The organism is Nocardia sp. NPDC003979 (assembly GCF_053605015.1).
In genome coordinates this window covers 124,800-138,178 of sequence record NZ_JBSGIJ010000001.1, presented here as the reverse complement: position 1 = coordinate 138,178, position 13,379 = coordinate 124,800, and the positions used below count along the sequence as shown (strand labels likewise).

Here is a 13,379-nt window from a genome sequence, read left to right as displayed (position 1 = left end):
CGTACCTATCCATCCATCCCAGCCACCGCACGCCGCTGCTGCGACCGGCCGGCGTTGCCGATCATCTCACTCAACGCGACGATCGTCGCACCGGCACCTTCCCCTGGTTCGGCGACAGCGACCGCCGATTCGGTGAACACATGGCTCACCTCGTCGGCGCCGTCGTCACCGGAACCCAAAACAACTGCCGCACCGGCGATTCCGGCTGCGACCAGTTCGAGCACCCCGGCCACCGAATCCGGCCTGCCCGCCGTGCGGGTCCGTGATTCGAAATTCAGACCCGTACGCTGCCCGATCCGCTCGGCCGCACCGGCCAGCTCGTCGTAGTTCAGCACCCGGCCACCACCGACGAAGGCCACGTCGTCGCCGCGCAGGGCGCGGGTGCGGTGGGCGTAGCCGATGGGTCTCGGTGACTCGGCGGCCAGTTCGGCGCGCAGGGCCGGGTCGGCCAGGTCGTACCAGTCCAGACCGTCGGGCGGGTCGAGGATGTCGAGGCTCAGGCCGAGCTTCACCTCCAGCACGTCGGGTAGCGGCGCATCGATGGTGAGCAGCGGCACCACCGCCGCCCCCGCCTTGAGCACCGCCCACACGGCGATGGCGGCCTCGGCACCCCGGTCGAGCCGGATCGCGACACCATTGCCCGGTCCCGCACCACGCGCGATCAGCGACCGCGCCAACTGTGAGGAGCGGGCGTCGAACTGGTGGTAGCTCAGTTCGGCATCGCCCAGGTCGAGGGCAGGCGCGTCGGGGTCCTCTTCCACGGCGGCGGCCAGTTCCTGGGCCAGCGCGGCGCCGTTGGCCGACGGGGCGGGCGCGTAGGCCGCGGCGGTGAGTTCGCGTTCCTTCTCCCTGGCATCGCGCAGGTCGATATCGCCCACCCGCACCGTGGGATCGGCGGCGACGGCCGCGACGATCTCGGCGAAGCCACGCGCCAGCGCGGCGACGGTGTGTTCCTCGAAAAGGTCTGTCGCATAGGTGAACACGACACCCACCTCGTCGGGTTCGCCGGTGGCGGTGTGCGTGGGTTCCACGTTCACCTGCAGATCGAACTTGGCCGAGCGCGCGGCGGAGTCCACCGCCTCGATGGTGAGTCCAGGCAGTCGCAGGACCGGTGTCTCGTTGTTGTGGAACGACAGCACCACCTGGAACAGCGGGTTGTGCGAGACGGCGCCGGTGGGCGCCACCTCCTCCACGATCCGCTCGAACGGCAGGTCGGCGTGGGCGAACGCGGTGAGGTCGACTTCGCGCACGGTGTCGACGAATTCGGCGAAACCGCGCTGCGGTGCGACCTCGGTGCGCAGGGTCAGGGTGTTGACGAACATGCCGACCAGGTCGTCGAGTTCGGGCTCGCCCCGCCCGGCGATGGGCGTGCCGATGGCGATATCGGTGTCGCCGCTCACCCGGGCGAGCAGCACCGCCAGCGCCGCGTGCACGACCATGAACAGCGACGCGTTGTGCTCGCGGGCGATCTCGGCCAACCCGGCGTGCACGTCGGCGGGCAGCGTGGTCCGCACATCGGCACCGCGCAGCGAGGCTTGCGGCGGACGCGGGTGGTCGTGCGGCAACTCGATGGTTCCGGTGCGACCGGCCAGGGTGGTCCGCCAGAACGCGAGCTGGCGTGCGGCGGTGGAAGTCTCGTCGTTCTCGTCGCCGAGCACCGCGCGCTGCCACAGCGCGTAGTCGGCGTACTGCACCGGCAGCGGCGCCCAGCTCGGCGAACGCCCCTCCACGCGGGCGCGATAGGCGATCACCAGATCGCGGGCCAGCGGGGCGAGGGAGGCACCGTCGGCGATGATGTGCTGCACCACCACCGCGAGGACATGCTCCTCCTCGGCCAGCGGGTCGGTGTCGGGCACGGTGAACAGGCACGCGCGCAACGGAACTCGCTCGGTGACATCGAAACCACCGGCCAGCAGCCGCATCACCCGCTCGGCCGGGTCGTCGCAGATCTCGATCGGCAGCCCGCCCGGCAGCACCGCGCTCACCGGCAGGATCTCCTGGTACGGCAGCTCGCCCGGCGCGTCGGCCGGGAAGCGGGTGCGCAGCGCCTCGTGCCGCTCGAGCACATCGGCCACCGCGTAGCGCAGCGCCGAGGTGTCGAGCGCGCCGCGCAGGCGAAGCACCAGCGGGATGTTGTAGGCCGGGGAATCCGGGTCGATGCGGTTGAGCAACCACATGCGCTGCTGGGCGGGCGAGAGCGGGATGACGCCCCGGTCCTGGGCGGGAACCAGCGGCGGGCGCGGGTTGGTGACCGCGCCGGGGCGCACCCGCGCGGACAGGGCGGCCACGGTCGGCGCCTCGAACAGGTCACGCACCACCAGGTCGGCGGCCAGGGCGGCGTCGATGCGGGCGATGGCGCGGGTCGCCAGCAGCGAGTTGCCGCCGCGATCGAAGAAGTTGTCGTCCAGGCCGACCTCGGGCACGCCGAGCAGGGTGGCGAACACCTCGGCCACGCTCTGTTCGATCGGCGTGGTCGGCGCGCGGAACGTCGCCGCCGAGGCGAACTCGGGGGCGGGCAGCGCGGCCCGGTCGAGCTTGCCGTTCGCGGTCAGCGGCAGCCCGGCCACCACCATCACGGCGTCGGGAACCATGTATCCGGTGAGGAATTCGGCGACGGTCGCGCGGACAGCCACCGGGTCGAGGTCTGCCCCCGCCACCGGCACCACGTACGCGATCAGCCGGTCGCCCGCGTGTTCGTCAGCACGTACGACCACCGCCGCCTGCCCGACACCGGCGACACCGAGCAGCGCCGACTCGATCTCGCCCGGCTCGATCCGGAAACCGCGCAACTGCACCTGCTGGTCGCCACGGCCGCCGTATTCCAGGGTCGGGGTGCCACGGAAGCTGACCCAGCGGCCGAGGTCGCCGGAACGGTAGCGCCGCGAACCGGGCGGACCGTACGGGTCGGCGACGAAACGGGTCGCGGTCAGGCCCGGCTTGCCGAGGTAGCCGCGCGTCACCTGGTTGCCCGCGATGTAGAGCTCACCGGCCACGCCGAAGGGCACCGGACGCAACCGGTCGTCGAGCACCGCGACCGAAAGACCGGGCAGGGCGCGACCGATCACGCTGCCCGCGGTCGCCGACGGCTGCGGCGAGAGAGCCAGGTGCGACACGTGCACCGTGGTCTCGGTGATGCCGTACATGTTCACCAGTTCCGGTGCGGCCGGGCTGTTTCCGTACCGGTCGTACCAGCGGACGAGTTTGCGCGGGTCGAGCGCCTCGCCACCGAAGATCACGTAGCGCAGCGCGAGCGGGGCGGCGCCCGCGGCCTGGGCCGCGCGGTCGGCCTCGTCGAGCTGGGCGAACGCGGTCGGTGTCTGGCTCAGCACTGTCACCTGTTCGCGGGCGAGCAGGGCGCGGAACTCGATCGGCGAACGCGAGGTGACGTGGTCGACGACCACCACCGACGCGCCGCCCGCCAACGCGCACCACAGCTCCCACACCGAGAAGTCGAAGGCGAAGGAGTGGAACACCGTCCACACGTCGTCGACGTCGAAGCTGAACAGCACCTGGGTATTGGCGAACAGCTCGAGCACATTGCGGTGGCTCACCGCCACGCCCTTGGGCAGACCGGTGGAACCGGAGGTGTAGATGACGTAGGCCAGATGGTCCGGACGCAGCGGAGCGTGACGTTCGGACGAGTGCAGCGGCGCGTCGGAATGCAGGGCGCGCTCGTCGAGCAGCACCACCGGCAGTGCCGAGGCCCAGCCGTGTCCGGCCTCGCGCAGGATGTCGTATTCCGACGACGAGGCAAGCAGCACAGCGGGTTTCGCGTCGTCGACCACGTACTCGAGGCGTTGTGCCGGGTACCCGGAGTCGATCGGCAGATAGCCCGCGCCCGACAGCAATACCGCGAGCAGCGCGACCGGCAGCTCCTCGGTGCGTGGCACAGCAACGGCGACAAGGGTTTCCGGACCAGCGCCGCGGGCGATGAGCGCGCGGGCCAGCGCCGAGGCCTGACCGAACAGGTCGGCGAAGCTCAACGACCGCTCCCCGGCCCGCACCGCGACGGCGTCGGGCCGCTGCCGCGCCTGGGCGGCGAGGAGGTCGACCAGGGTCACCTCGGGAACCGGCACACCGGGCGAATTGCCTTCGCGGAGCACGAGTTCGCGCTCTCCGGGAGCGAGGACATCGATATCCCCGACGGGCAGGGTCGGATCGGCGACCACGGTGCCGAGCACCCGCGCCCACCGATCGGCGAAATCGCTGACGGTGCCGCGATCGAACAGGTCGGTGGCGTACCCGAACGACACGGCCATGCCCTGCGGGGCACCGTCGTCACCGATGTGTTCGGCGACCTCCACCTGCAGATCGAACTTGGCGATCGGCACCGTGAAGTCACCGTCGCTGACGGTGAGCCCGGGCAATTGGAGATCGGTGCGGGCCAGGTTCTGGAAGGTGAGCATCACCTGGAACAGCGGATGCCGCGACGTCGAACGGACCGGCTCGAGCAGTTCGACGAGCCGCTCGAACGGCACGTCGGCGTGGCCGAAAGCGGCCAGGTCGCGGGCGCGGACGTCGATGAGCAGTTGCCGGAACGACACCGCCGGGTCGATCTCCGTGCGCAGCACGAGGGTGTTGACGAACATGCCGATGAGCTCGTCGAGCGCCTGCTCACCGCGCCCGGCGACCGGGGTGCCGATGGCGATGTCGCGGGTGCCCGACAGACGCGCGAGCAGCAACGCCAGCGCGGTGTGCACCACCATGAACACGGTGGCGTTGTGTTCGCGCGCGAGGTTCTGCAGGCCCGCGTGCACCGAGGCGGGGACATGGATATGGTGCAGGTCGCCCTCGTGGCTCGCGACGGCGGGGCGCGGCCGGTCGGCGGGGAGTTCCAGCTGTTCGGGCAGGCCGGCGAGGGTGTCACGCCAGAACGCCATCTGGGTGGCGAGCAGCGAACGCGGGTCGTCCTCGCTGCCGAGCAGTTCGCGCTGCCACAGCGTGTAGTCGGCGTACTGCACCGGCAGCGGCGGCCACTGCGGTGCGCCACCGCCGCGTCGCTCGGCGTAGGCGGTGAGCAGGTCCCTGGTGAGCGGGGCGAAGGAGAACCCGTCGGCGGCGATGTGGTGGATCACGCACGCCACGACGTGTTCGGACTCGTCGAGTTCGAAGATGCGGATCCGCACGGGCGGGGCGGCGGTGACGTCGAAACCGGTGAGCACGGTGTCGGCGACGGCGTCGGCCAGCTCGGCCTCCTCGATCGCGACGACCTCGAACTCCGGAGTGGCCAGCGGATCGCCGGGCGCGAGGATGAGCTGGTGGCCGTGGCCTTCCAGCACCGGCCCGTCGACACCCTCGATGGCCGGGTACACCGTGCGCAGCACCTCGTGCCGGGTGGCGAGGTCGCCGATCGCGGCTCGCAGGGCGGGCAGATCCAGGCGCCCGTTCAGGCGGAGGACGAGCGGGATGTTGTCGACAGCCGAGGACGGGTCGAACCGATTGAGGAACCACATCCGCTGCTGGGCGTAGGACAGCGGGATCTGTGCGGGTCGCGACCGGGCGACGAGCGCCAGCGCGCCCGCCGAGGTCCGCTGCTGTTCGGCGCGCTGGGCCAGCGCGGCGACGGTCGGCGCCTCGAAGACTGCCTGCACCGGCACCCGCACGTCGAGTGCGGCACCGATGCGGGCGACGGCCTGGGCGGCCAGCAGCGAGTCGCCGCCGAGCTCGAAGAAGTCGTCGTCGGCGCCGACCCGGCCGGCGCCGTCGCGCAAGAGCAGCGCGGCGAAGACATCGGCGACGGCCTGCTCGGCGGGGGTGGCGGGCGCGCGGAATCCGCGAGCGGTGAACACCGGGGTCGGCAGCGCGGCGCGGTCGAGTTTGCCGACCGAGTTCAGCGGCAGCTTGTCCAGGACCATGATGACGGCCGGAATCATGTACGCGGGCAGTGATTCGGCGAGGAATTCGGCCAGTTCGCCGGTGTCGACCGTGCGTCCGAGACGCGGCAGCACATACGACACGAGACCGGTGGCCCCCGACGGCATGGACTTGCCGAGGGTGACGGCGTAGTCGAGGTCGGGATGGGCGGTGAGGGCGTTGTCGATCTCGCCGAGCTCGATGCGGAACCCACGCACCTTCACCTGGAAGTCGGTGCGGCCGAGATACTCCAGGGTGGCACCGGATTCCACGCGACGCACCAGGTCGCCGGTGCGGTAGAGCCTGCCCGGCCCGAACGGCGAGGCGATGAACCGCTGCGCGGTGAGCCCGGGCTTGCCGAGATACCCCTGCGCCAGCGCCGGACCCGCGAGGTAGAGCTCGCCCACCACGCCCGCTGGCACCGGTCGCAACCGCGCGTCGAGCACGAACAGGCCCATACCGGGCACGGCGGTGCCGAGCGTGATCGGCTCGTGCGGGTGCAGGGCGGCGGTGCTGGTGGCGAGAATGGTCGCCTCGGTCGGTCCGTAACCGTTGTGGAAGTTGCGGCCGTCGACCGCCCAGCGGCCGACCAGTTCCGGTCCGAACCGGTCGCCCGCCACGACGACGGTGCGCAGGTCGGGCAGCCCGGCCGGGTCGACCGACTCCAGGGCGCCGGGCGTGATGAGCAGATGGGTCACGCGCTCGCGGCGCAGCAGATCCGACAGTTCGAAACCGCCGAACACGCGCGGCGGCGAGATCACCAGCGTGGCACCGCCGGCGAAGGTGAGCAGCAGCTCGAGCACCGAGACGTCGAAGTTCGGCGAGCACACGTGCAGCACTCGCGAATCCGGGCCGACCCCGAAGTTCTCGCGTTCGGCCGCGACCAGCGAGGCCAGGCCCGCGTGGGTCACCACCACGCCCTTGGGTTTGCCGGTGGAGCCGGAGGTGTAGATGACGTAGGCCGGGTGGGCCGGGTCGATCTGGCGCACCCGGTCGGCATAGCTCACCGCGTGCGCGGGGTGCGCCGCGATGCGCTCGGCGACAACGGGATCGTCCAGTTCGATCCAGTACAGGCTGGTCCCGAGGCTCGCCCGGTGGGCGGCCGTGGTGAGGCCGAGGGTGGCGCCGGAATCGACGGCGATGTGCGCGATCCGGTCGCTGGGGTAGGCCGGGTCGACAGGCACGTAGGCGGCGCCGGTCTTGGCGACCGCCCACACCGCCAGCACCGATTCGATGGAGCGGGAGATGCCGACGGCGACCACGTCGCCCGCACCGACACCACGGCCGATCAGTTCACGGGCCAGCCGCGAGGAGCGTTCGTCGAGCTCACGGTAGGTGAGCACCTGCTCGGCGCCGGGCATGCCGGTCGGGTTGTAGCGCAGCGCGACGGAATCGGCTGCGGACTCGACAGCAGCCGTGAGCAACTGGCCGAACAGCGCTCGGCTGCCGGTTCGACGACGTTCACGGCCAGCGCGGCGGGGGCTTTCCACAGACCAATACACCTCTCGCGTCCGACGAGGCCGAACGGGACACAGCATAGATCTCTACATTGCACCGCCGACCGTCGCCGAGGTGTGCGCCATGACACACCGACTCTCTGGCAACAGAATCGTAATCTGCCGCCCGCCTGTTACGTGGTGCTATGCCCAGACCCGCTGATGACCTGGTCCAGAACCGGTCCGATCACGGCCGGTGCCGGGTCGGCGAGAATGAGCTGATGGGTGGTGGCGACGGGGTGATCGACGATGACCCCGCTGATGTGGTGCCGCCACCGCGAAGCGCCGCCACGGTCCACGCCGCCGGTGTTCACGGCCGTGAAATAGGTGAGCGATCCGTCGAACCGGTCCGGGACGAGTTCGGTCACCAGCGCGACCGAACGCAGCGCGCCCCGGTACATCGCCACGAAATCGTCCCGTGAGATCGGCAGGTCGGCCGCGAGGGTGGTGTGCAGGGCGGCCAGGGCGTCGTCACCGAGGTCGGCCAAATCCTCGGCCGAGGGGAGCTCGTCGTCGGGGATGCCCAGGTCGAGCAGGGCGTGACGCAGTTCGGCGCGGAAGTCGGTGAGGTCGGCGCCGGGCACACTGTCGAGCATGGTCAGCGAGGCCACCGTCTCGCCCGCCGCCTGCAGTCGGGTGGCGACGGCGTGGGCGAGCACACCGCCGAGCGACCAGCCGAGCAGCCGGTACGGACCGTGCGGTTGGACGGCGCGGATTTCGGCCACATAGCGGTCGATCAGGTCGTCGGCTGTGGCGGGTCGGAAGGCCGGTTCGCTCAGGGCAGGCGACTGAACGCCGATCACCGGCTGGTCGGCGGGCAGGTACGGGACCAGGGACGAATACGCCCAGGCCAGGCCGGATACCGGGTGCAGGCACCACAGGGGTTCCGGGCCCGATGTTCCTGCGGTGGTCTCGTCGGCCTGCCCGTCGTGGCGGCTGGACCGCGTGCCGTTGCGGGCGGCGTCGTTCAGCGGCAGGACGACCGACAGCGCGGCCGTCAGATCCTGTTGTCCCGCACCGCTGAGGCGTTCGGCGAGGCCGCCCACGGTCGGGTCGGCGAAGAACGCGGCGACGGTGAGGGCGGTTGCGGTGTGTTCGTGCAGGCGGTGGACCACACGGGTGGCGAGCAGCGAGTTGCCGCCGAGGGCGAAGAAGTCGTCGTCCAGGCCCGGCTTGTCGATGCCGAGCACCTCGGTGAAGACCTCGGCGACAACGATCTCGTCTGGGCTTTCGGGCGCCCGGTACCGGCGCGGTTCGACGACCGGTGCGGGCAGGGCCGCACGGTCGAGTTTGCCGTTCGCGTTGAGCGGCAGCCGATCGAGGACGACGAACGCCGACGGCACCATGTACGACGGAAGCACCTGCGCCACCGCGTTTCTGGCGACAGTCGCGGTGAGTTCGGCGCCGGGAGCGGGCACCACATAGGCCACCAGCCGGTCACCGAGCTGCGGGTCGGTGGTGGCGAGCACCGCCGCCTGGGCCACCTGCGGCGCCGCGAGCAGGGCCGATTCGATGTCGCCGAGTTCGATGCGGAAGCCGCGGATCTTCACCTGGAAGTCGGTGCGGCCCCGGTAGTCGAGTTCGCCGACCGCGTTCCAGGCGACCAGGTCGCCGGTGCGGTACATGCGGGCGCACGGTTCGAAGGGGTTGGCGACGAAGCGGTCGGCGGTGAGGTCGGGCCGGGCGAAGTAGCCTCGGGCGAGCTGGTCGCCTGCCAGGTACAGCTCACCCGCCACGCCCGGGGGCACCGGCCGCAGGCGGGCGTCGAGCACGTAGACGCGGCTGTTCCATTCGGGCGCGCCGATCGGCACTGTGGTGCGGTCGGCGGCGGTGACCCTGTGGTCGGTGATCGATACCGCAGCCTCGGTCGGGCCGTACAGGTTGTGCAGCGCGGCATCGGTGGCGGCGAGGAAACGCTGAGCCGTGTCGGCCGGGAGGGCTTCGCCGATGGCGAGGACGCGGTGCAACGAAACCGGCAGCGCACCTGTGGATTCGGCGAGCAGGGCGTCGAGCATGGACGGGACCACGTGCAGCGTGCTCACCCGCTGCTCGGTGAGCACCCGCAGCAGGTAGGCCGGGTCGCGATGCCCATCAGGTGCGGCGATCACCAATCGGCCACCGCTCACAGCGGTGGTCCAGAACTCCCAGACCGAGAGGTCGAAGGTAGCAGCGGTCTTCAACAGCACGGAATCGTCGCTGGTGAGGCCGAAATACTGCGTCTTCCAGAGCAACTGGTTGACGATGGCGCCGTGCGACACCGCAACACCCTTGGGCTTGCCGGTGGACCCGGAGGTGAAGATGACATACGCCGTGTTCTCCGGCCGCAGCACACCTCGTCGCTCCTGGGCCGCGATCGGACCCACTTGGTACGCGGCGAGGTCGAGCGCGTCGACGGCGATAGCGGAGGCATTGGCGTCGGCAGCGGTGGCGTCGGGGAAACCGTCGCGAGTGGTGGTCAACACGCACACGGGTGCGGCGGTGTCGAGGATGTGGCGTACTCGATCGGCGGGCTGATCGGGGTCGAGCGGAACATACGCCGCACCCGTCTGCGCCACCGCGTACATGGCGACAACGAGATCCACGGATCGCCGAACAGCCAGCGCTACCCGGTCTTCCACGCCGACACCCTGCGAAATCAAGTGTCGTGCGAGCTGGTTCACCTTGCCCGCGAACTCGCGGTAGGTCAGCTCGGTGCCGTCGGGAGCGACCAACGCCACCCGATCCGGGTGCCCGGCAACCGTCTCGTCGAACAGCGCGGGCAGCGTGGTCGACGGGCATGCATGCCGAGTGTCGTTCCAGTCGTGCAGGATTCGCGTGCGCTCAGCCTCGGACAGGAGCTCGATCTCGTCGACCGGTCGTGACGGTGCGGCGGCGATCCCGGCGAGGACGCGCGCGAACCGGTCGGCGTAGGCGCGGGCGGTCTGCGGCTCGAAAAGATCGGTGGCGTAGGTGAGTACACCGTTGATGCCCTGGGCCGCGCCTTCGCTGTCGTAGGCGTCGGCGACGATGGCGTGCAGGTCGAACTGCGAGACCGCCAGGTCCACATCCACGCCTTCGACATCGGTCTCCCCCAGCTCGAGCCCGGTGCGGGTGAGGTTCTGGAAGGACAGGCCCACCTGGAACAGCGGGTGCCGCGCGGTGGAGCGAGCCGGATTGATCGCCTCCACGAGTCGTTCGAACGGCAGGTCGGCGTGGGCGAAAACCTGCAGGTCCGTTTCCCGTTGCCGCGCGAGCAGATCGGTGAACGGTTCGCCTGCGTTCAGGGTGGTGCGGAAGACGAGGGTGTTGACGAACATGCCGATGAGGTCGTCGAGCGCGGCCTCACCACGACCGGCGACGGGGGTTCCGATGGCCAGGTCATCGGTGCCGGCCAGCCTGCCGAGAGTCACGGCGAGCGCGGCGTGCACAACCATGAACAGGGTGGCGCCCTGCGCACGGGCCAGGGCGAGCAGCGCGCGGTGGGTGTCGGCGTCGATCTCGATCGGCACCCGGCCACCGGCCAGCGACTGGACGGCGGGACGCGGGTGGTCGGCGGGCAGGTCGAGCTGGTCGGGCAGCCCGGCCAGGGCCGTGCGCCAGTAGTCGAGCTGGGCCGAGGCCAGCGAATCCGGGTCGTCCTCGCTGCCGAGCAGCTCGCGCTGCCACAGCGCGTAGTCGGCGTACTGGACGGGCAGGGGCGCCCAGTCCGGCGCGGTGCCGGCCGAACGGGCGCCGTAGGCCAGCATCAGATCCCGGCTGAGCGGGGCGAGCGAGCTGCCGTCACCGGCGATGTGATGCACGACGACCGCGAGCACCGATTCCTCGGGGCCGAGCTGGAACAGCGCGACCCGCAACGGCACCTGACTGCGCACATCGAAACCGTGGGAGCCGAGTTCCCGCATGGCCGTTGCCAATTCGGCGACCGTCAGGGTGCGCACCTCGAGCCGGGGTGTCGCCTCCGACGGGTCGAGGATCCGCTGCACCGGCCCGTCGTCGGTCTCGGGGTAGACGGTGCGCAGGGTTTCGTGCCTGGCCACCAGGTCGGCGACGGCCGCGTCGAGCGCGGCCACGTCGATGGCGCCGGTGAGCCGCACCGCCATCGGGATGTTGTAGGCCACCGACTGCGGATCGAACTGGTTGAGGAACCACATCCGCTGCTGGGCCAGCGACAGCGGGATCCGGGCGGGCCGCTCGCGGGCCACCAGCGCCGGACGCGCACCGGCACCGGCGGATTCGGCGAGCCGACGCGCCAGGGCCTCCACCGTCGGCGCCTCGAACAGCAGCCGCACCGGGAATTCGGTGTCGAGGGCGGCACCGAGCCGGGCCGCGACCTGGGTAGCCAGCAGCGAGTTGCCGCCGAGGGCAAAGAAGTCGTCGTCGAGGCCGAGTTGGGTGTCGGCGTCGAGCACCTGGGCGAAGGTGCCTGCCACGATCTGCTCGATCGGGGTGACGGGCGGGCGGAATGCGGCGTGCTCGAGCACCGGCGCGGGCAGCGCGCGGCGGTCCAGCTTGCCAACGGGGGTGAGCGGGATGGTGTCGAGTTCCATCAGCACGGTCGGCACCATGTGCGCGGGCAGGCTGCGTTCGGCGAACGCGGTGAGCTCGGCGGTGTCGACGACGGCACCCGGGGCGGCGTGCACGTAGGACACGAGAATAGTCGCGCCGCTGTCGAGTTCGTGGCCGACAGTAGCGGCGAAGTCGAGGCTCTCGTGCGCGGAGAGCACGGCGTCGATCTCGCCGAGCTCGATCCGGAAACCACGGATCTTCACCTGGAAGTCGTTGCGCCCCACGTACTCCAGGGCACCGTCGGTGGTCCAGCGGACCAGGTCGCCGGTGCGGTAGAGCCGGGAACCGGCGGGCTCGAACGGGTTCGGCACAAAACGCGACGCGGTGAGCCCCGGCCGCGCGTGGTAACCGCGGGTGAGCTGGGCGCCGGTGATGTACAGCTCGCCGGTGACACCGGGCGGCACCGGACCGAGCCGGTCGTCGAGCACGTATTCGGCAACACCGGCCAACGGTCCGCCGATGGTGAGCGGATCACCCGGTTTCAGCGGCACACTGATATTGGTGACGATGGTGGTCTCGGTCGGCCCGTACACATTGTGGAACTGCCGCAGACTGCCGTCGGCCAGCGGAATCGCCCAGCGCCGCAGCAGATCCGGCGGACACGCCTCGCCACCCACCGCGACCACCCGGAAGTCGTCGAGACCGGCCGGGTCGATCGAGGCGAGCGCGGCCGGGGTGATGAAGGCGTGACTCACCCGCTCCCGGCGCAGCAGCGCGGCCAGTTCGTCACCGCCGAACACACTCGGATCGACGATCACCATGGTCGCGCCCGCACCGACCGCGAGCAGCAGTTCGAGAATGGACGCGTCGAACGACGGTGAGGCGAAATGCAGTGTCCGCGAGTGCGCTTCGACCCCGTAGTGCTTGCGCTGTTCGGCACTGAACCCGGCGAGCCCGGCCTGCGACACCGCCACACCCTTGGGCAGACCCGTCGAACCCGAGGTGTAGATGACGTAGGCGAGGTCCTCGGCGCGGATCTGGCGCACCCGGTCGGTGTTGGTGATCGGCACACCGGAGAACTCGTCGAGCCGCGCCACCGTCGCCGCGTCGTCGATGGCCAGCCACTGGACCTGGGTGGGCAGCCGTTCGGCCGCGCTCGCGACGGTCAGACCGAACACCGCTCCGGAATCGGTGACCATGTGCGCCACCCGGTCCGGCGGGTAGTTCGGGTCGACGGGCACGAAACCGGCACCGGTCTTGGCCACCGCCCACACCGCGAGCACCGACTCGATCGAGCGCGGAATCCCCAGCGCCACCAGGTCGCCCGCGCCGATCCCGCGCGCGATGAGCAGGCGCGCGATGCGGCTGGACCGCTCGTCGAGCTCGGCGTAGGTGAGGCTACCGAGGGTGCGGGTGGCATCGGCCAGCACCACGGCGACACCGTCGGGAGCGGTCTCCACGGCGGTGGCCAGCAGCTGCGGCAGCGCGGTCACCCGGGCGCGGCGTGTGCGCACCGGGCGGGTGCGTACCGGTCGTGTCATCGCG

Annotated in this window: 2 protein-coding genes; both read right to left on the bottom strand. The window is 70.7% G+C overall.

The window, feature by feature from the left end; all coding sequences use genetic code 11:
• Window positions 1-5: 5 nt before the first annotated feature.
• Window positions 6-7,343, bottom strand: a complete 7,338-nt coding sequence (locus ACWEVR_RS00575) for an amino acid adenylation domain-containing protein (protein WP_452465260.1) — start codon at window positions 7,341-7,343, stop codon at window positions 6-8.
• Window positions 7,344-7,483: 140 nt separating this feature from the next.
• Window positions 7,484-13,348: an amino acid adenylation domain-containing protein gene (locus ACWEVR_RS00570; RefSeq protein ID WP_452465676.1), complete on the bottom strand. Its 5,865-nt coding sequence runs from the start codon at window positions 13,346-13,348 to the stop codon at window positions 7,484-7,486.
• Window positions 13,349-13,379 lie beyond the last annotated feature (31 nt).